Below are 18,889 nucleotides of genomic sequence, written 5' to 3' on the forward strand. Positions count from 1 at the left end.
AACAGCGCAAGAGGGGGCTGCCACCATGGCGGGCGTCTACTGGTATGCCGGCACCTGGTCGACCGAGGAGCCGAAGATCATCGGCCCCATGGACCACGCCTTCTGGCTGGGCAGCGTGATCTTCGACGGTGGCCGGTCCTTCGGCGGCGTCGCGCCGGACCTCGACCTGCATTGCGCCCGCGCCGTGCAATCCGCCCTGAACATGCTGATGAAGCCGACCCTGACGCCGGCCGAGATCGAGGCGCTGTGCCGGGAAGGCATCGCCCGCATGGGGCCGGAGGCGGAATTGTATATCCGCCCGATGTTCTTCATCCGCCGCGGCCTCGGCGCCGCGCGGCCGGACCCGGACAGCACGGATTTCGTCCTGGCGATCTACGACAGCCCGCTGCCCGCGTACAAGGGCTTCTCCGCCTGCCTGGCGCCCCAGCGCCGCCCGGCGCCGGACCAGGCGCCGACCAATGCCAAGGCCGCCTGCCTCTATCCCAACGGCTCCCGCGCCGCATCCTTCGCGGCAGAACGCGGCTTCGACGCGGCGGTGGTGCTGGACCCGATCGGCAATGTGGCGGAATTCGCCCATGCCAACCTGATGCTGGCCAAGGATGGCAAGGTCATCACCCCGGCGCTGAACGGCACCTTCCTGGCCGGCATCACCCGCGGCCGCGTCATCGCCCTGCTGCGGGAAGCCGGCGTGGTGGTGGAGGAACGCGCCGTGCGGCCGGAGGAGCTGGACGCGGCGGACGAGATCTTCTCCACCGGCAATTACGGCAAGGTGCTGCCCGTCTCCAACTGGCAGGGCCGGCACATGCAGCCGGGGCCGCTGGGGCAGAAGGCGCGGACGCTGTATTTCGACTGGGCGGAAGCCACCTGGCGGGTGCTGCCGAAGGTCGCGGCCTGAGACGAGGTGCCGATCAGGCGGCGGTCAGCCGCACGCGCAGCCCCGGCGCCGCATCCTCCAGCGCCAGGGCCAGCCCGTGCAGTTCCGCCACCGCGGCGACCAGCGCCAAGCCGAGACCCGTGCCGGCGCTGCTGCGGCTGGCATCCAGGCGGTGGAAGCGGCGCAGCACCAGGGCGCGGGCCTCGGCGGGGATGCCGGGGCCGTCATCCACCACGGTGATCTCCGGCCCCGGGCGCAGCGCCAGCGTCACCCGCCCGCCTTCCCGCCCATGCCGGATGGCGTTCTCCACCAGGTTCGCCAGCATCTGCGCCAACAGGTCGCGATCCCCCTGCAGGGTGACGTCGGGGGCGAGGTCCAGCGCCAGGGTCTGGCCACGTTCCGCGGCGGCGCCGGCGTAGAGTTCCGCCACCGTCTCCGCCACCTCGGCCAGCGCCACGGCCCGGAATCCGGCGCGGCGGGCGCCGCTTTCCACCTGGGCGATGCGCAGCAGGGCGGCGAAGATCTCCAGGATGCGGTCGCATTCGGCCACCGCCGCCTCCGCCTCCTCCCCCTCCAGGGTCTCCAGGCGCTGGCGCAGGCGGGTCAGGGGCGTGCGCAGGTCATGCGCGATGTCGTCCGTCACCTGGCGCAGCGCGGCCATGGTGGCCTGCAGGCGGTCCAGCGTGGCGTTCAGGCGGCGGGCCAGCCGGTCGAATTCGTCGCCGCCCGGCCGCGCCGGCAGCCGCGTCTCCAGCCGCCCGGCCTCCACCTCCGCCAGGGCGCGCTCCATCTGCGCGGCGCGGCGCACCACGCTGCGCCCCACCACCAGCCCGCCGCCCAGCGCCAGCAGCAGCGCCGCACCCCCCACCCAGCCGGCGGCGCCCAGCAACCGCGCCTCCAGCTCCCGCACCGGGGCCAGGTCGCGGCCGACCAGCAGGAAGAATCCGCCGCGCAGCGCCGTGCCATAGGCCAGCAGCACGCTGTCCGCCGCCGCGGAATCGAGCCGCATGGTGGCCCAGCCATCCGGCCGCGGCGCCACCGCCAGGTTGCCGGCCACCCGCCCTCCATCCGGCCCGGACAGGAAGAAATACTGCGTGCCGCTGCGGTCGGAGGCGATGCGCGCCTCGATGGACAAGGCGAGCGAGGGCGCGCCCCCCAGCCGCGCCGCGTTCAGCAGCACGCCGACATCGCGCTCGATCTCCGCCTGGATCTGCTGCGCCGCGAAGCGGGAGGAGGCCCAGAAGCCGATCCCGGCCAGCAGCAGCGTGCCCAGCAGGGTCAGCGCCAGGTGCAGCAGGGTGATGCGGAAGCCGGTGGTGGCGTACCAGCGGGTCGGCCGATCCTCCTGGGTCCGGTCCTCCTGGATCTCAGGCATCGGACGGGCGCGCCACGTAGCCGGCGCCGCGCAGGGTGTGGATCAGGCTCGGCTCCCCCAGCTTGGCGCGCAGCCGGCTGATATGCGTCTCCACCACGCTGGTCTTCGGGTCGAAATGGATCTCCCACACCTGTTCCAGCAGCATGTTGCGCGTCACCACCCGCCCGGCATGGCGCAGCAGCACCTCCAGCAGCCGGAACTCCCGCGGCTGCAGGTCGATCCGCTGCCCCGCCCGGCTCACGCTGCGGCGCAGCAGGTCCATCTCCAGATCGGCCACCCGCAGCGTGCTGGGCTCCGCGTTCAGCGCCGGGCGGCGGCCCAGCGCATGCACCCGGGCCAGCAGCTCGGCAAAGGCGAAGGGCTTGGCGAGATAGTCATCCGCGCCGGAATCCAGCCCCTCCACCCGGTCGCCCAGCCCGGCGCGGGCGGTCAGCATCAGGGCGGGGGTCGCCACGCCGGCGGCGCGCAGCGCGCGGACCAGGCCGAGGCCATCCAGCGCCGGCAGCATCCGGTCCACCACCAGCAGGTCGTAGCCGCCGCCGATCGCCTCCATCAGCCCGGCCCTGCCATCCGCCACATGGTGCACCAAGTGGCCCGCCCCGGTCAGGCCGCGGGAGACCTCCGCCGCCGTGCCGGCATCGTCCTCCACCAGCAGGATGCGCAAGGACCGCCTCCTCCAACCTTACCAATTCGTAGGACAGCCGCGAGGCCCCGGTGAGAGGGCCACCCGAGATGGCAGGTCGGGCCATCCAGGATGGCATCCAGCAGAAGGACGACGCCATGAGCAACTCCCCCACCCCCGCCCCGCGCCGCCGCGGCCTGCTCGCCGCCGGCCTGCTTGCCTTCGCGCTCGGCACCAGCGCGCTCACCACCCTGCCTTTCGCCGGCAACGCCCAGCCCTCCCCGACCCCTGGCGCCGCCATCACCCTGCCGCGTCAGGCCGGCCCGGAGGGCTTCGGCGACCTCGCCGCCCGCGTCGCCCCCGCCGTGGTGCGGGTGACGGTGACCGGCCGGGCGCAGGCCGCGGCGGCGACCGAAGTGCCGCCGCAGCTGCGCGGCACGCCGCTGGAGGACTTCTTCCGCCGCTTCGAAGGCCAGCAGCGCCCCGGCCCGCGCCCCCCCCAGGGCCGGCGCAGCATGGGCCAGGGCAGCGGCTTCATCATCGACCCGGCCGGCTACATCGTCACCAACAACCATGTGGTGGGGGAAGCCAGCACCGTCCGCGTCGAACTCGCCGATGGGCGGGAGCTGGAGGCCCGGGTGGTCGGCCGCGACCCGCAGACCGACCTCGCCGTGCTGAAGGTGGAAGCCGGCGGAACCCTGCCCAGCCTCAGCTGGGGCGACAGCGATGCGCTGCGCGTCGGCGACTGGGTGGTGGCCATGGGCAACCCCTTCGGCCTTGGTGGGTCGGTGACCGCCGGCATCGTCTCCGCCCGCGGGCGGCAGATCGGCGCCGGGCCCTATGACGACTTCATCCAGACCGATGCGCCGATCAACCCGGGCAATTCCGGCGGCCCGCTGTTCAACGCGAATGGCGAGGTGGTGGGCATCAACACCGCCATCTACGCGCCCTCCGGCGGCAATGTCGGCATCGGCTTCGCGGTGCCCGCCCGCATGGCGCGCAACGTGATCGCCGATCTGCAGCGGGATGGCGTGGTGGCGCGCGGCTGGCTTGGCGTGTCGATGCAGCCGATCGACAGCGAACTGGCCTCCGCCCTGAACCTGCCGAACCAGCAGGGCGCGCTGGTCGCCGGGGTGGAGCCGCGCAGCCCCGCCGCCCGCGCCGGCCTGCGTTCCGGCGACGTGGTGGTGCGCCTGGGCGACAGGGAGATCGCCAGCCCGCGCGACCTCGCCATCGCCGTGGCCGAACAGCAGCCGCAGAGCGAAGCCGCCATCACCGTGCTGCGGGATGGGGAACGCGTGCAGCGCCAGGTGACGATCGGCCTGCGGGAACAGCCGCAGCAGCAGGCCGGCGCCCGGCAGGGCGGGTCGGGCCAGGCTGGGGCGGAGGCCGCCCCGGCCACGCTCGGCCTGCGGCTGATGCCGCGCAAGGGCGAAGGCGCCGGCGTGCAGGTGGCGGAGGTGCAGCCGGGCAGCCTGGCCGCCAGCCGCGGCCTGCGCCCCGGCGACGTGATCCTGCGCATCGGCGGGCAGGAGGTGCGCAACCCGCGCGACGTGACGGAGGCGCTGGGCGCCGCACGCCGCGCGGGGCGGGAGGCGGTGGCCTTCCAGATCGACCGCGAGGGTGGCCGCGCCTTCGTCGCCGTGCCGCTGCGCGAGCAGGGCTGAGGCGGCATCACGCCGCCCGGCTTCGTGCCCCTGCGGGGGGCGGGGCGGGCGGCGTGGACCCTGGCGCCGCCGGGTGGGCTTTCAGCCGCCCGGCGGCGTGCCAGCTTCTTGTTTTTGCGCATTTCCCGAGTCGCCGGGCGATTCCGCCCGACCTGGAAATGCTCTACCCTTCGCGCCAACCTGCGAAGGAACGTCCCCCAGAATGACCGCCACCGAACGCCGCCAGGCCTTCCGCGCCGTGCTCGCCGGCCCGGGCTGCGTGCACCCCGCCTCCGTCTTCGATGCCGTCTCCGGCCGCATCGCCGCCGATCTCGGCTTCGAGACGGCGATCCTGGGCGGCTCCGTCGCTTCGCTGGCCGTGCTCGGCGCGCCGGACCACATCGTGCTGACGCTGACCGAATTCGCCGACCTCATCCGCCGCATCACCCGCGGCGGGGCGCCGCCGCTGCTGGTCGATGCCGATCATGGCTACGGCAATGCGCTGTCCGTGATGCGCACGGTGGAGGAGCTGGAGGCCGCCGGCGTCGCCGCCCTGACCATCGAGGACACGCTGCTGCCCCGCCCCTATGGCCCGGAGGCCACGGCGCTGCTGCCGCTGGCGGAAGGCTTGGGCAAGATCCGCGCGGCGCTCGCCGCCCGCACCGACCCGTCGCTGGTCATCGTCGCCCGCACCTCCGCCCTGGCCGTCACGGGGGTGGAGGATGCGGTGGCGCGCGCCACCGCCTATGCGCAGGCGGGGGCGGACGGCATCTTCGTCACCGGGCTGGCGGATCCCGCCCAGCTCGATGCCCTGCGGGCGGCAACCGGCCTGCCGATCCTGGTGGGCAGCGCCAAGGCCGGGCTGGGCGGCGCCGCCACCCTGGCGCAGCACGGCGCGCGGGTGGCGCTGCAGGGCCACGCCACCTTCCCCGCCGCCATGCAGGCGGTGCACGAGACGCTGAAGGCGCTGCGGGAAGGCACGGCCCCGAAGGACCTCAAGGGCCTGCCGGATGCGGCCAGCACGAAGCGCTGGCAGCGCGAGGAACACTACGACGCGGCGATCCGCGACTTCCTGGGCGGCTGAAGCCCCCCTTCCGTCGCGCGGGCCTTGGCCCATACTGCCCGCGACGACGGAGGAAATGGTCCAGGTGACGATGCGGGAGGCTTCCTGCGCGTGACGCCCCTGCTGCGCCTGGCGAGCCTGGCGCCGTTTCGCCAGGCGGCCTTCCGCCGGCAATTCCCGGCCGACCTCGCCACCTCCTGGGCCTTCGAGATCGAGACGCTGGTGCTCGGCTGGTTCGTGCTGGTCGAAACCGGCTCCGTCGTCTGGCTGACCGCCTTCGCGGCGCTGCAGTTCCTGGGCACGCTGGTGGCACCGATGTTCGGCGTGGTGGGCGATCGCATCGGCCATCGCCGGCTGCTGGCCGCCATGCGCGGCTTCTACGCCTGCCAGGCGGCCGCCATCGCCGCCATGGCGCTGGGCGGCACGCTGGGGCCGTGGCAGGTGGTGGCGGTGGCGGCGCTGATGGGGCTGGTGCGGCCTTCCGACCTCGGCCTGCGCAGCGCGCTGATCGCGGCCAGCATGCCGCCGGCGCAGATGACGCAGGCCATGGGCATCTCCCGCAGCACGGCGGATTCCGCGCGCATCGCCGGGGCACTGGCCGGGGCCGGGCTGGTGGCGACGCTGGGCCTGGGCGCGGCCTACCTGGTGGTGACGGGGCTGTACCTGTTCTCGCTCGCCTGCACGCTGAGCATGGCGGTGCCGGCGCGGCCGCGCCTCGCCCGTGCCTCCCCCTGGCGGGAATTGCGCGACGGCATCGCCCATGTGCGCGGCAACCCGCCGCTGCTGGCCACGATGCTGCTGGCCTTCCTGGTGAACCTGGCGGCCTTCCCCACCACCGGCGGCCTGCTGCCCTTCGTGGCGCGGGAGATCTACGGGCTGGACCGCAGCGGCCTGGGCACGCTGGTCGCCTGTTTCGCCGGCGGCGCACTGGCCGGCACGCTGGTGGTGATCGCCCGCGGGGCGGCGCTGGCGCCGGCGCGCAGCATGGTGCTGTCCTGCCTCGCTTGGTTTCCCATGCTGATGGTCTTCGCCTGGATCCGCGACCCGGCGCCGGGCATGGTGCTGATGGCGCTGATCGGCTTCACGCAGTCCTTCGCCATGGTGCCGATGTCCGTCATCCTGCTGCGCTGCGCGGCGGAGCCGTTCCGCGGCCGCGTCATGGGGCTGCGGATGCTGGCGGTCTATGGGCTGCCGATCGGCCTGCTGCTGTCCGGCCCGGCCATCGCCGGGCTGGGCTTCGCCGCCGCCACCACGCTGTATGCGGCGCTGGGCCTGGGCTGCACGGTGGCGATCGGGCTGGCTTTCCGGCGCCACCTGTGGCCGCGCACGGCCATCGCCAACACGCCGCGACCGGGGTGACGGCCCGGACGCTTCATCCGCCCGTCAGCGCCCTGGCGAAACCGGGGCGAGGCTGGCGGCCGGGCGCGCCGCTAGCCAGCGGGCGCCGGCCATGCCGGCGAACATGGCGGCCAGGAACAGCCAGGCCGGGGCGCCGCCGGTGGTCAGCGCGGTCAGCGCCGGGCCGGGGCAGAAGCCGGCCAGGCCCCAGCCGATACCGAAGATTGCCGGCCCGAGGAGGATACGAGTGTCGAGGTCGGTGGCTGTGGGCAGGTGGAAGCGCGTGTCGAACAGCGGCCGCGGCCGGCGCAGCACCAGGCGGTAGCCCAGCGCGGTCACGGCAACGGCGCCGGCCAGGACGAAGGCCAGGCTGGGATCCCAGCCGCCGGCCGGAATGGCGGCGAGGTCGAGGAAGTTCAGCACCTTCGCCGGGTCCGCCATGCCGGCGATCACGAGCCCGAGGCCGAGGACCAGGCCGATGGCGAAGTGCAGCAGGATCAGCATGGTGCGCCTCAGAGCAGATGGCGGGTTGCGAGGACGGTGGCGAAGGCCGTCGCCATGAACACCGCCGTGGCGACCAGGGAGCGCCGCGACAGCCGCGCCAGGCCACAGACCCCGTGGCCGGACGTGCAGCCATTGCCCCACACCGCGCCGAAGCCCACCAGCAGGCCGGCCAGCGCCAGGAGGGGCAGGGAGGCCTCGATCCGCGGCACCGGCACCGTGCCCGTCACCAGCCCCGCCACCAGCGGTGCCAGGACGATGCCGAGCACGAAGGCGAGCCGTCCGCCCAGGCCGGCATCGGCATAGGGCGGCAGCAGGCGGGCGGCGATGCCGCTGATGCCGGCGATGCGCCCGGTGGCGGCCATCAGCGCCACCGCGGCGGCGCCGATCAGGGCGCCGCCGAGCAGCGAAGCGGCTGGCGTGAAGGCGGTGGCGATCATGTCAGGCCTTGCCGGCCGGGCAGGTGCGGATACCCAGCAGCGTGTAGGCCGGGCAGAACCGGAAGGCGGCGGTGCCAATCATCACCACGCCCCAGGCCACCACCGCGTAGCGCCAGGCGCCCAGCGGCGCGAAGGCCTCCGCCAGCAGGAAAGGGGCAAGGACCAGCACGGCGCCGAGGAGAAAGCGCAGGGTGCGATCGAGCGAACCGACATTGGCCATGATCTGATTCCTTCAGCGGATGGGTAATAGATTTATATCTTCGTATCTTCTAATATGTCAACATGAACGAGGGCGATGAAGACGACCCCCCGCGGTGCTGATGGCGGCCAGGGCAATATGCTGGAGCCGTTTCACCGTCTTCGCTTGCGGTGAACGGTTCTAGCGCAGCCGCCGCGCCCGCAGCAGCAGCCAGCCGACGATCGCCAGATTGGCGGCGTTCCACGCCATGCCGTTCAGGAAGGCCATGGCGTAGGACCCGGTCCAGTCGAACACCACGCCGGAAAGCCAGCCGCCCAGCGCCATGCCCAGCAGCGTCGCCATCAGCACGATGCCCACCCGGGTGCCGGCCTGGCTGGCGGGAAAATACTCCCGCACGATCACCGCGTAGCTCGGCACGATGCCGCCCTGAAACAGGCCGAACAGGGCGGAGATCAGGTACAGCGACACCAGGCTGTCGAAGAACAGGTAGAAGGCCAGCGCCACCGCCTGCAGGGTGGCACCCAGCATCAGCGTGCCCAGCCCGCCGATGCGATCGGCGATGAAGCCGGACGCGATGCGGGAGACGATGCCGCAGGCCAGCATCAGGGACAGCATCTCCGTCCCCCGCGCCACGCCGTAGCCCAGGTCGCCGCAATAGGCGACGATGTGCACCTGCGGCATGGCCATGGCGACGCAGCAGCCCACCCCGGCCAGGCCGAGCAGCGCGGTCAGGCCGTTCGGCGTCAGCCCCAGCGGGCGGCTGGCCGGCGGCGCCGGGCTGCCGGCCGGCCGCGGCGCGGCGCGCGGTGGCCGGGCACGCAGCAGCAGGGCCAGCGGCAGCATGGTGACCAGCAGCACCACGCCCACCACCAGGTGGGCGGTGCGCCAGCCCTGCGCCGTGATCAGCGCCTGCACCACCGGCGGCCAGACCGTGCCGGCCAGGTAGTTGCCGGAGGCGGCCAGCGCCACGGCGATGCCGCGCCGCCGGCGGAACCACAGCGAGGCATCGGCCATCAGCGGCCCGAAGGCGGCGGAAGAGCCCAGCGCGCCGATCAGCACGCCCTGCACCAGCGCGAAGACCGTCAGGCTGGGGGCGAAGGCGGCCAGGATGTAGCCGCCGCCCAGCATGACCGTGCCGCCCAGCAGCGGCACCATGATGCCGAAGCGGTCCGCCAGCCGGCCCATCAGGATGCCGCCGCCGGCGAAGCCGATCATGGTCAGGGTATAGGGTAGCGAGGCCTCGCCTCGTGTGGCGCCGAATTCCGCCTGCACATGCGGCAGCGCCACCACCACGGACCACATGCCGGCGCCGCCCAGCGTCGCCAGGGCGACGATCGCGGCCAGCCGGGTCCAGGCCTGCCGGCTGTCCAGCACCGCCTCCGCGGCCGGGGTCACGCCGGGCCGAAGGTGACGAAGTCGGCCAGCGGGGCGCGTTCCGTGCGCAGCCGGTTGGCTGGCTCCGCCGGGTCCTCGAACCCGAGCGACATGCCGCAGACCAGGGTCTGGTCCGCCGGCAGGGCGAGCATGGCGCGGACCACGTCGTGATGCTCGCAGAAGGCGGCCTGGGCACAGCTGTGCAGGCCGAAGCCGCGCGCCGCGAGCATGATGGATTGCAGGAACATCCCGAAATCCAGCCAGGAGCCCTGTTCCAGATCCCGGTCGATGGTGAAGAACAGGCCCACCGGGGCGCCGAAGAAGTCGAAGTTGCGGGCGCGCTGGGCGTGGCCGGCCGCGGTGTCGCCACGCGCCACCCCGGCCAGTTCGTAAAGCGCCCAGCCGGATCGGCGGCGCCGCGAAAGGTAGGGCTCGCGCCATTGCCGCGGGTAGTAATGGTATTCGCGCGCCGGGGCGGCACCGGCATCGTGCGCCGCGCGCAGGGCGGCGGAAAGCCGCCCCTTCTCCGCCCCCTGCGTCACCCGCACCCGCCAGGGCTGGATGTTGGAGCCGGAGGGAGCGCGGGCGGCGGCGGCCAGGATGGTCTCGATCGCCGCGCGCGGCACCGGGTCCGGCAGGAAGCCGCGCGTGCTGTGGCGCGTGGCCAGGGCCTCGAACACGTCAATGCCCTGCGGCATGGTCTGGAGCGTCCTCATTCTTGCGGCGCATCCTGGCGAAGCCCGGCGCCCGGCGCAACGCGGCGGCGGTGGGTCAGGCCGCGTGTGTGGTGGGCGAATAATTCCACTTACGGTTGGGAAGGCTTTGCCGCAGGATGCGGCAGCATGCGCCGCGCCTTGCTCCTCGCCTCCGCCCTGGCCACCGCCGCCACCGCCCCTGCCTGGGCGCAGCCTGCGGCGGAGGCGCGGCCGCAGGGCGGCGTGGTGGTGGCCGGCCAGGCCCGCATCGCCCAGACCGCGGCGCGCACCCAGATCACCCAGGGCAGCGACCGCGCCATTTTGGAATGGCAGCGCTTCGATGTCGGGGCGGCGCACCAGGTGGATATCCGCCAGCCGGCCGCCACCTCCTGGTCCCTGCAGCGGGTGGTCGGCGGCGATCCCTCCGCCATTGCCGGGCGCGTCACCTCCAATGGCGGGGTGGCGCTGGTGAACCGGGCGGGGGTGGTGTTCCACCAGGGGGCGCAGGTGGATGTGGCGGCGCTGATCGCCACGGCCTCGGACACCACGAACCGCGCCTTCACCGAAGGAAGGCTGGTCTTCGACGGCGCCCCCGCCCCCGGCGCGCGGGTGGCGAATCGCGGCACCATCCGCGTCGCCGATCGCGGGCTGGCGGCGCTGGTGGCGCCCCAGGTGGCGAACGCCGGCAGCATCCGCGCCCGGCTCGGCCGCGTCGCCCTGGCGGCCGGGGAGGCCTTCACGCTCGACCTCGCCGGCGATGGGCTGCTGGCGCTCGATGTCACCCGCCAGGTCGCCGCCACCCCCGCCGGCGCCACCGCGCTGGTCACCCAGACCGGGCTGATCGAGGCGGAGGGCGGCAGCGTGGTGCTCAGCGCCCAGGCGGCCTCCGGCGTGCTGGAGGATCTGGTCCTGGCCGGCGGCAGCCTGGCGTCGCGACAGGTGGCGGTTGCGGCAGGGGGCGGCGGGGTGCGGGTGACGGGCAGCCTGGCCGCCACCGGCACGCTGGAAGCCACCGCCAGCGGCACGCTGCGGCTGGAGGCCGGCAGCCGCATCGCCGCCGGCCGCGCCACGCTCGGCGCCGGCGCGGACAGCCGGCCGGGCGCCCCCACCCGGCTGGCCCGGCGCACGGTGGTGGCGCGCGGCGCGACGGTGGCGGCCGGCGACATCCTGGTGCATGGCGCGGACCAGGTGGCGATGCACGGCAGCCTTGCCGCGCCGGGCGGGCGGATTGAGGTTTCCTCCCGCGGCGGTCTGGCGCTGGACGGGAGGCTGGAAGCCGGCACCATCCTGGTGGACCCGGTGACGCTGCGCGTGGTGACGACGCTGAGCGGCGCGACGGAACCGGCCGAGATCACCGCCGCGACCATCGCCGCCACCACCGGCGCCCTGACCCTGCAGGCGGAGCGCGCCATCCGGGTGGAGGCCGCGATCAGCAAGCCGACCGGCCCGCTGACGCTGGAGACGACGGCGGCGGACGCCACCGGCATCACCCTGCTGCGGCGGGTGACGGTGGCCGGCGACCTGGCACTGCGCAGCGCCGGCGACATCACGCAATCCGCCACCGGCGCCGGGCTGAATGTCGGCACGCTGGAGGCGCATGCCGGCGGGCTCGTGCGGCTGGACGGCGCCGGCAACACCATCCGGGCGCTGGCCGGCGGCAGCGCCGGCGGGCGGTTCGACCTGGCGAGCGTGGTGGCGTTTTCCGTCGATGCGCCGCTTGCCGCCGCCGACATCGCCCTGGCCACGCCGCGGACCATCGACCTCTTCGCGCCGGTTTCCGCCGACGGCACGCTGTTCCTCGAAGCACTGCGCGGGGTGGTTCAGCAACCCGCCGGCGCCGGTGTCTCGGCCGGGCTGCTGCGGCTGGATTCGGCGCTGGGTGCGGTGCGGCTGGACGGCGCGGGAAACCAGGTTGCGCGGCTCGGCGACGCCTTCGTGCCGCAGGGCCTGTCGCTGCTGAACCAGGGCGGGCTGGTGCTGGCCGGCGGGCTGCTGGGCGGCGTGGTGGCGCTGGAGGTGGCGCAGGGCGACCTGACCCAGGCGGCGGGCGCGCGCCTGGTGGCGGAGGCGCTGCGGGTGCAGGCCAGCCAGGGCGCGGTGCGGCTGGATGGCGCCGGCAACGCCATCGCCGGGCTCTTTGGCCAGGCCGGCACCAGCCTGGTGGTGGTGACGGCGGGCGACCTGTCGCTCGCCGCGCCGCTCGGCGCCCCGGCGGTGGCGTTGCACGCGGGCGGCGCGCTGACCCAGGACCAGGGCGCGCGGCTGACCACGCTGGCGCTGCGGGTCGCCGCCGGCAGCGTGGTGCTCGACGCGGCCGACAATGCCGTGGCCGCGCTGGAAGCCGGCAGCAGCGCCAGCGTCTTCAGCCTGGCGACATCGGGCACGCTGGCTGTCACGGGGCCGCTTTCGGCGACCTCCGTCAGCCTCGCCGCCGGCGGGGCGCTGACCGCGCCGGGCATCACCGCGGAACGGCTTGCCCTGTCCGGCGCCAGCGTGGCGGCCGACGGCGCCGTGGCGGTGTTGGAAGCCGGCGGCGCCACCGGCGATTTCCGCTTCGCCGGCAGCCTGGACCTGCGGCTGGCGGGGGCGCTGACGGTGGGCGGCGCACTTTGGCTTGAAGCCCCCGCCTTGGCCCTGGCCGCCCCGGTCGCCGCCGGCAGCGCCACGCTGCGCGCCACCCTGGGCGACCTGACCCAATCCGCCGCGCTCACCACCGCGGCGCTGCGGGCGGAGGCGCCGGGCGGTGCCGTGCGGCTGGACCATGCCGGCAACCGCGCCGGCCTGCTGGGCGGGCTGGCGCAGGGGGATTTCCTCTGGACCGGCCTCGGCGATCTGGCGCTGGACCCGGTGGCGGGGCTCGCCGCCCAGGCGGCGACGCTGGCGGTGGGCGGCAGCCTGACCCAGGCGGAGGCCGCCGCCGGGCTGTCCGCGACGCGGCTTGCGGTGCAGGCGGGCGGCGCCGTGGTGCTGCCGGCCGCAGCCAATGCGGTGAGGGAACTGGGGCTGGTGGCGGCACCCGGCGGCTTCACCCTGGCCAGCACCGCGGCCCTGCGGCTGACCGAGCCGCTGGCGGCGCCCGACATCGCCCTGTCCGCCGCCGGCGGCATTGACCAGGATCTCGGCGCCGGGCTGGCCACCGCGCGGCTGCACGCCACCGCCACGGCCGGGGCCGTGGTGCTGGACTCGCCCGCCAATGACGTGGCCGGGCTCGGCGCCAGCCAGGCGGCCGGGCACTTCGCCCTGACCACCGGCGGGGCGCTGGCGATCCTCGGCCCCGTCGCGGCCGGCGGCACCCTGACCCTGCTGGCGGCGGGCGACCTCACCCAGGCGGCCACCGGCGCGGGCCTCACCGCCCCGCTGCTGCTGGCGCGGTCGCTTGCCGGCAACCTGGCGCTGGCGGGTGCGGGCAATGCGGTGGCGGCGCTGGGGGCCAGCGGCGCGGCCGGCGACTTCGCCCTGGCGCAGCAAGGCGCCGCGGCGCTGCGGCTGGAAGGCCCCGTCGCCGCGCCCAGCCTCGCCCTCCGCACCGAATCCGGGCTGGACGATGCCGGCGGTGGCGCGCTGCGGGCCGGGCTGCTGCGGCTGGACACTGCCGGGCCGGTGCGGCTGCAGGCCGGGGCGCATGCCCTGGCGGCAATCGCCGGCCAGGCGGGGAGCCTGGCGCTGGCCCAGGCGGAGGGGCTTCTGGTGACGGAGGCGCTGTCCGCCGGCAGCCTCGACCTTGCCGCCGCCTCCATCGGCGTGCTGGCGCCGGTCTCGGCCGGGGCGGCCGTGCTGTCCGCCAGCAGCGGCGACATCACCCAGACGCTGCGCGGCGCCGGGCTCACCGCCAGCCTGCTGCACGCGAACGCCACGGGGCAGGTGCTGCTGGACGGCCAGGGCAACCAGGTGGCGGCGCTGGGCGCCGGCCAGGCCGGCGGCGCCTTCGCCCTGGCCTCGGAAGCCGCCGGCGTGCTGCGCCTGACGGCGCCCATCGCGGCGGAGAGCCTGTTCCTCGGCGCCGCCGGTGGCATCGCCGACAGCCCCGGCGCGGTGCTCAGCGCCGGGCTGCTGCGCCTGTCCTCGCCCGGTTCGGCCAGCCTGGCGGAGGGCCATGCGGTGGCGCGCCTCGGCGGCCAGCTCGGGGCGCTGACACTGGCGGCGCAGGGCGCGCTGGCGGTGCCGGAGGCGCTGGACGTTGCCGGCAGCCTGGCGCTCTCCGCCGCCAGCCTGCACCTGGCCGCGCCGCTCCGGGCCGGCGGCGCGACGCTGACGGCGCGGGCGGGGGACATCACCCAGGCGGCATCCGGCGCCGGGCTGGCGCTGGGCGCCGGCGGGCTGCGGCTTGCCGCCAGCGGCGCCATCGCGCTGGAGGGTGCGGGCAATGCGCCCGGGCTGGTCCGCTCGGCCGAGGCCGGCGGCACGCTGCTGCTGGCCAGCGACGGCGCGCTGACGCTGGCCGGCGCTGCCAGCGGGCAGGATGTGGTGCTGCGCGCGGCCGCGCTGCGGCTGGACGGCGCCATGCTGGAAGCCGACCGCGCCGTGCTGCTGGCCGCCCCCGACGGCATCACCGCCGGCGCCACCAGCCGGCTTCTGGCGCGGGATCCCGGGGCGCTGCCGCTGCTGATCCTGGACAGCCGGCAGGGGGGGCTGGCCGCGGTCCCGGCCGGGCTGGCGGCCGACATCCCCGGCCGCGCGCCGGCGCAGCAGCCGGTGCAGCTGGCGGATTTCGGCCCGGTGCGGGCGCAGGCCGGCGGGCCGGTGGCCTTCGACCTGCTGGCCGGGGAGTCGCCGATCTTCCTGCTGCTGGATGGTGGCGCCGCGCTGGGCACGCTGGAGGCCGGGCGGCTCGGCCTGCTCGGCCAGGGTGGGTCCGCCTTCATCCTTGGCACGCTGGGCGGCGTCGGCGGGGAAGCCGCGGCCCAGGCGGTCAGCGTCGCTGCCGCGGGTGCGCCGGGCTACCTGTTCAACACCTGCGTCATCGCCGCCACCACCTGTTCCGGCGTGGTGGTGGACCCACCGGTCGTGGATCCTCCGGTCGTGGATCCTCCGGTCGTGGATCCACCGGTCGTGGATCCTCCCGTGGTGGACCCGCCCATCGTCCCGCCCCCGGTCGACGAGCCGCCAGTGGTGGACCCGCCCATCCTGGTGGCGCCGCCGATCCTCGCGCCGCCGGCGCTGGTACCGGCGGCGGCCGCCGCGCCGCTGCTGGCCGAATGGGATCTGCGGCTCGGTGCACCCGCCCCGCGCGCCGGGCGGCGCGAGGAGGAGGCGGCGGAATAGCCCGGCGCCTCAGCGCAGGGTCGCCAGCCCCTCCATCAGCGCGCGCAGCGCCGCCGCCCCTTCCGAGACCCCGTCCATGCGCAGCGGGCTGCCCGCCGTGGTGCCTGCGGCCGTGGCGAAGCCGACCCGGTCCTGCGCCAGCTCCGCCGGGGACAGGCGGCCATCCCCGTCATAGTCCAGGCTTTCCAGCAGCAGCCGGGCGGAGAGGATGCCGCCCAGCGTGCCGATGCCGGCCACGCCGCCGACCACCTCCGCCGTGGCACCTTCCTGCACCGCCGCCACCCAGGCGGCGCCACGCGCCAGCCGCGCCAGCTCGGCCGGGGACAGGGCATTGTCGCCGCTGACATCGGCCTGCGCCACGATGGCGGCGGCGCAGGCGCCGGGCGTGCCGCTGCCGCAGCCGGCCTCCAGGTGCTCCAGCGCCGCCAGGAAGGCCACGCCCTCCCCATGCAGGGCGGCCAGCGCCACCGGCGGTGCCGGGCAGCGCTGCCAGGCCGTCACCATGCTGTCGCCCGGCAGCCGGTCGTCGCGCAGCTTGGCATCGGGCTCGGCGGTCTCGAGCCCGGCGTCGGCCGCGCGCAGCAGCAGCCGGGGCGCTTCCGCCCCGCCGGCGGTGCCCAGCGTCCAGGCGCCGTGCTCGGCGGTGGCGCGGAAGCGGAACAGGCGGGAGGGCCCGCCCGTCTCCAGCCGCGCGGCGGCGCGGGCGGTCACCGCCAGCATCGCCTCCGGATCGGCGCAGCCGCCGGCGAACCAGGCGCCGCGCAGCGCCTCCGGCACCCCCGGCTGGGAGGATTGCGCCAGGGCGGGCCAGGTGCCGGCGGCCAGCAGCAGGGCGGCGGCGATGCGCATGCGGAAGCGGCTCATTGGATCTCGATCTCCTCGCCCTGGCAGAGATCGACGCCGGGGCGGCTCACCTCCCGCCCGTCACGGAACACCACGACCAGGTCGGCGGCGCAGGCGCCGGCATCGGGCGCCTCCAGCTCCAGCACCTCGTCCACCCCCAGCACATCCGCCCCCAGGCGGTCGGCGCCGCGCGGCTCGCCCGGCGGGGCGGCATAGATCTCGACGATCGGCAGCGGGCCGGCATTGCGCAGCTTCAGCGCGCCGGGCTCCGGCGCCCGTTCGGGCGCCGCTTCCGGCGTCGGCGCCGCGGCATCGGCGGTGGCGCCCAGCACCCAGCCGGGGGCGATGGCAAGGCGCGGCGTCTCGCAGATGTCGACCTCGCGCCGTTCCTCGGCGCCACCATTCGGGAAGACGATGCGGATATCCGCCTGGCAGGCGATCTCCAGCTCCAGCGTCGTCTCCGCCCCCACCGCCAGCCGCGTCTCCGGCCCCAGGCGTTCCGGCCCCCAGTCGTCATCGGTGCTGGCGGAGACATACACCTCCTGCACCGTCGCCATGTGGCGGTTCAGCAGCACCAGGGTCCGCGACGGCGGGCGGGCGATGCCGCTGCGGTCGAAGGCCACGCCCCGCTCGGCGCAGAGATCGAGGCGGGTCTTCACCTCCTCCCGGTCATCGGCATAGACGGCGCGCAGGTCGAAGGTGCAGTCGCGGGTGCGCAGGCGCAGGCGGAAGCCGCCACCGGCCTCCACCACCTCGCTGCCCAGCCGGTCCGGCCCCCAATTCTCCGCCCCGTTGGTGGAGGCATAGAGTTCCCGCAGCACGACGTCCGACCGGTTGGCGATGGCCGCTTCCAGCGTCGGCATGGCCGGGTCGCCGAAGACCAGGCGCGGGGTGCGGCAGATGTTCACGCCGCTGCGCGCCTCCTCCGTCCCATCCTGCCAGATCGCCACCACGTCGAAATTGCAGCCCAGGCTGCGCGGCATGCGGAAGCGGAAGGTGGTGGAGGGGCTGACCACCTCATTGCCCAGGCGGTCCGGGCCGCGATCCTCGGTGCCGGGGGCGAAGAGGTACAGGAAGTTCAGCACCAGGTCGGTCTCGTTCTGCACCGTGACCTGGCGATGGGTGGATTGCTGCGCCATGGCCCCGCCGCCGGCCAGCGCCAGCAGCAGGGCGAGCAGGACAGGCAGGACCGCCCGCCAGGGGCGGGCCGGTTGATGACGCATGGCATGGTTCCCCGGATCGGGGGGGAGCATGCTGAGACCGCGCACGCCGCGCAAGCGCGCCGCGATGTCGGCTGTTTCACCCGGGCAACGTGGCCTGGCTCACCTTCGGCCGCAGCAGCGCATAGGCAAGCAGGATCGCCGCCACCAGCCCGCCGGCCAGGGCGGGGGCGCGCCAGTCGTCGCTGGCCAGGCGGTTCAGCAGCAATGCGCCGCAGACCAGCGCGCCGGCGGCCGGCACCGGCCAGGGCACCTCGAAGCCGCCCGGCTTTTCCCCCGGCCGGCGCTGCAGCACCAGCAGCGCCACGTTCACCACGGTGAAGACCGCCAGCAGCAGCAGCACGGTGGCCGAGGCCAGCTGGCCGATGTCGCCGGCCAGGACCAGCGCCGCCAGCACCGGCAGCAGCGCCAGCACGGCGATATGCGGGGTGCGCCGCCCGGGATGAACGCGCGCCAGCGCCGCCGGCATCAGCCCCTGCCGCGCCATGCCATACAGCAGGCGGGAGGCCGTGACGTAGTTCAGCAGCGCGGTGTTCGCCACCGCGAAGACGGTGATGGCCACATAGGACCAGCCCGGCAGCCAGGGCGCGGCGCGGGCCATCACCTCCGCCAGCGGCCCCGGCGCCGCCGCCAGCTCCTGCCACGGCACGACGGAGACGGCGGTGACGGCGACGGCGATGTACAGCGCGGTGGCCGCCAGCATGGCGGCGATGATGCCGAAGGGCAGGGTCCGGCGCGGGTCGCGCGCTTCCTCCGCCACGTTGATCGTGTCCTCGAACCCGATGAAGGCGAAGAAGGTCAGGATGGCGCCGGTCATCAGGAAGGACAGGCCGATGCCTTCCCCGCCCGGGGTCTCCAGCAGGTCCGCCCCGCCCCAATAGGGGATGCCCACCGCGATCACCAGCAGCAGGCCCGCGGCCTCCACCGCGGTGCAGACGATGTTCATCCACATGCTTTCCCGGATGCCGCGCGCCACCACGCCGGCCACCAGCAGCAGGAAGCCGAGCGAGATCGCGATGGCCGGCACCTCCTCCAGCCCCGCCAGGCGCAGCAGGTTCTCCGCCACCACGCGGGACTGGGTGGCGACGGAGGACAGGCCGGAAGCCATCACGGCCAGCCCCACCACCCAGGTCAGCAGCGGCCGGGCGAAGGCGCGCTGGGCGATGTTGGCGGCGCCGCCGGCCTGCGGGTAGCGGCTGCCGAGCGAGGCATAGGACAGGCCGGTGAGCAGGGCGGCGACCATCGCCACCAGGAAGCCGAGCCAGATGGCGGAGCCGAGCTGCCCGGCGGCGCGGCCGACCAGGCCATAGATGCCCGCCCCCAGCATGCCGCCCAGCGTATAGGCGAACAGCTGCACCGGCCCGATGCTGCGGATCAGCGTCGGCTCTCCGGCCTTCTCCGCCGCCGCCTCCTGCGCCGTGGTGCCCATGCCCGAAA

Annotated in this window: 15 protein-coding genes; 5 read left to right on the forward strand and 10 right to left on the reverse strand. The window is 74.9% G+C overall.

Features of this window, described 5'->3' with window-relative positions:
- The first annotated feature begins 25 nt into the window (after positions 1–25).
- Positions 26–895: a branched-chain amino acid aminotransferase gene (locus HEQ75_RS14140; protein ID WP_168031617.1), complete on the forward strand. Its 870-nt coding sequence runs from the start codon at positions 26–28 to the stop codon at positions 893–895.
- Between the two features lie 13 nt (positions 896–908).
- Here HEQ75_RS14140 and HEQ75_RS14145 read toward each other — a convergent pair whose 3' ends face one another.
- Both HEQ75_RS14145 and HEQ75_RS14150 read right to left on the reverse strand, forming a co-directional pair.
- Positions 909–2,249: a sensor histidine kinase gene (locus tag HEQ75_RS14145; protein ID WP_168031619.1), complete on the reverse strand. Its 1,341-nt coding sequence runs from the start codon at positions 2,247–2,249 to the stop codon at positions 909–911.
- Positions 2,242–2,913 carry a winged helix-turn-helix domain-containing protein gene (locus HEQ75_RS14150; protein ID WP_168031621.1) on the reverse strand — a complete coding sequence of 224 codons (672 nt, stop codon included), beginning with the start codon at positions 2,911–2,913 and terminating at the stop codon, positions 2,242–2,244. Before HEQ75_RS14150 ends, HEQ75_RS14145 begins: the two co-directional genes overlap by 8 nt.
- Positions 2,914–3,029: 116 nt before the next feature.
- Between HEQ75_RS14150 and HEQ75_RS14155 the strand changes: the two genes are divergently transcribed.
- The 3 genes from HEQ75_RS14155 to HEQ75_RS14165 all read left to right on the forward strand — a co-directional run bounded on the left by HEQ75_RS14155 (position 3,030) and on the right by HEQ75_RS14165 (position 6,939).
- On the forward strand, positions 3,030–4,538 hold the full coding sequence (locus HEQ75_RS14155; RefSeq protein WP_168031624.1) for a DegQ family serine endoprotease: 1,509 nt from the start codon (positions 3,030–3,032) through the stop codon (positions 4,536–4,538).
- A 202-nt stretch (positions 4,539–4,740) separates the two neighbouring features.
- The gene (locus HEQ75_RS14160; RefSeq protein ID WP_168031626.1) at positions 4,741–5,601 is read left to right on the forward strand and encodes an isocitrate lyase/PEP mutase family protein; all 861 of its coding nucleotides are present in this window, start codon (positions 4,741–4,743) and stop codon (positions 5,599–5,601) included.
- Between the two features lie 90 nt (positions 5,602–5,691).
- Complete coding sequence (locus tag HEQ75_RS14165) at positions 5,692–6,939, forward strand: MFS transporter (protein ID WP_168031628.1); 1,248 nt, start codon at positions 5,692–5,694, stop codon at positions 6,937–6,939.
- A gap of 24 nt (positions 6,940–6,963) precedes the next feature.
- Here HEQ75_RS14165 and HEQ75_RS14170 read toward each other — a convergent pair whose 3' ends face one another.
- The 5 genes from HEQ75_RS14170 to HEQ75_RS14190 all read right to left on the reverse strand — a co-directional run bounded on the left by HEQ75_RS14170 (position 6,964) and on the right by HEQ75_RS14190 (position 10,148).
- A complete protein-coding gene (locus HEQ75_RS14170) occupies positions 6,964–7,422 on the reverse strand; it encodes a DUF6691 family protein (RefSeq protein WP_168031630.1) in 459 nt (152 codons plus the stop codon).
- An 8-nt stretch (positions 7,423–7,430) separates the two neighbouring features.
- Positions 7,431–7,859, reverse strand: coding sequence for a YeeE/YedE family protein (locus HEQ75_RS14175; RefSeq protein ID WP_168031631.1), 429 nt, complete (start codon positions 7,857–7,859; stop codon positions 7,431–7,433).
- A gap of 1 nt (position 7,860) precedes the next feature.
- Positions 7,861–8,079 (reverse strand): YgaP family membrane protein, encoded by a 219-nt coding sequence (locus HEQ75_RS14180; protein WP_168031633.1) that lies wholly within the window; start codon positions 8,077–8,079, stop codon positions 7,861–7,863.
- Positions 8,080–8,238: 159 nt separating this feature from the next.
- Entirely contained in the window at positions 8,239–9,453 is a 1,215-nt protein-coding gene (locus tag HEQ75_RS14185; protein WP_168031635.1) for an MFS transporter, read from the reverse strand.
- Positions 9,450–10,148, reverse strand: coding sequence for a nitroreductase (locus tag HEQ75_RS14190; RefSeq protein ID WP_168031637.1), 699 nt, complete (start codon positions 10,146–10,148; stop codon positions 9,450–9,452). The genes HEQ75_RS14185 and HEQ75_RS14190 overlap by 4 nt, the downstream gene beginning before the upstream one ends.
- Before the next feature lie 126 nt (positions 10,149–10,274).
- On the opposite strand from HEQ75_RS14190, the gene HEQ75_RS27870 reads away from it, so the two are divergent.
- Positions 10,275–15,389, forward strand: a complete 5,115-nt coding sequence (locus HEQ75_RS27870; RefSeq protein ID WP_209318550.1) for a two-partner secretion domain-containing protein — start codon at positions 10,275–10,277, stop codon at positions 15,387–15,389.
- 9 nt (positions 15,390–15,398) lie between these two features.
- Here the strand turns inward: HEQ75_RS27870 and HEQ75_RS14200 are convergent, their stop codons facing one another.
- From HEQ75_RS14200 to HEQ75_RS14210, 3 genes are all read right to left on the reverse strand, one after another.
- Entirely contained in the window at positions 15,399–16,253 is an 855-nt protein-coding gene (locus tag HEQ75_RS14200; RefSeq protein ID WP_168031639.1) for a hypothetical protein, read from the reverse strand.
- Positions 16,250–17,455, reverse strand: coding sequence for a hypothetical protein (locus tag HEQ75_RS14205; RefSeq protein ID WP_168031641.1), 1,206 nt, complete (start codon positions 17,453–17,455; stop codon positions 16,250–16,252). The genes HEQ75_RS14200 and HEQ75_RS14205 overlap by 4 nt, the downstream gene beginning before the upstream one ends.
- 76 nt (positions 17,456–17,531) lie before the next feature.
- Positions 17,532–18,881: an APC family permease gene (locus tag HEQ75_RS14210; RefSeq protein WP_168031643.1), complete on the reverse strand. Its 1,350-nt coding sequence runs from the start codon at positions 18,879–18,881 to the stop codon at positions 17,532–17,534.
- Positions 18,882–18,889 lie beyond the last annotated feature (8 nt).

This window comes from Falsiroseomonas selenitidurans (assembly GCF_012103215.1).
Taxonomy (GTDB): domain Bacteria; phylum Pseudomonadota; class Alphaproteobacteria; order Acetobacterales; family Acetobacteraceae; genus Falsiroseomonas; species Falsiroseomonas selenitidurans.

Coding starts and splice junctions, on each gene's coding strand:
- HEQ75_RS14140 (WP_168031617.1), top strand. CDS start 26: ATGGCGGGCGTCTACTGGTATGCCGGCACCTGGTCGACCGAGGAGCCG.
- HEQ75_RS14145 (WP_168031619.1), bottom strand. CDS start 2,249: ATGCCTGAGATCCAGGAGGACCGGACCCAGGAGGATCGGCCGACCCGC.
- HEQ75_RS14155 (WP_168031624.1), top strand. CDS start 3,030: ATGAGCAACTCCCCCACCCCCGCCCCGCGCCGCCGCGGCCTGCTCGCC.
- HEQ75_RS14160 (WP_168031626.1), top strand. CDS start 4,741: ATGACCGCCACCGAACGCCGCCAGGCCTTCCGCGCCGTGCTCGCCGGC.
- HEQ75_RS14170 (WP_168031630.1), bottom strand. CDS start 7,422: ATGCTGATCCTGCTGCACTTCGCCATCGGCCTGGTCCTCGGCCTCGGG.
- HEQ75_RS14175 (WP_168031631.1), bottom strand. CDS start 7,859: ATGATCGCCACCGCCTTCACGCCAGCCGCTTCGCTGCTCGGCGGCGCC.
- HEQ75_RS14180 (WP_168031633.1), bottom strand. CDS start 8,079: ATGGCCAATGTCGGTTCGCTCGATCGCACCCTGCGCTTTCTCCTCGGC.
- HEQ75_RS14190 (WP_168031637.1), bottom strand. CDS start 10,148: ATGAGGACGCTCCAGACCATGCCGCAGGGCATTGACGTGTTCGAGGCC.
- HEQ75_RS27870 (WP_209318550.1), top strand. CDS start 10,275: ATGCGCCGCGCCTTGCTCCTCGCCTCCGCCCTGGCCACCGCCGCCACC.
- HEQ75_RS14200 (WP_168031639.1), bottom strand. CDS start 16,253: ATGAGCCGCTTCCGCATGCGCATCGCCGCCGCCCTGCTGCTGGCCGCC.
- HEQ75_RS14205 (WP_168031641.1), bottom strand. CDS start 17,455: ATGCGTCATCAACCGGCCCGCCCCTGGCGGGCGGTCCTGCCTGTCCTG.
- HEQ75_RS14210 (WP_168031643.1), bottom strand. CDS start 18,881: ATGGGCACCACGGCGCAGGAGGCGGCGGCGGAGAAGGCCGGAGAGCCG.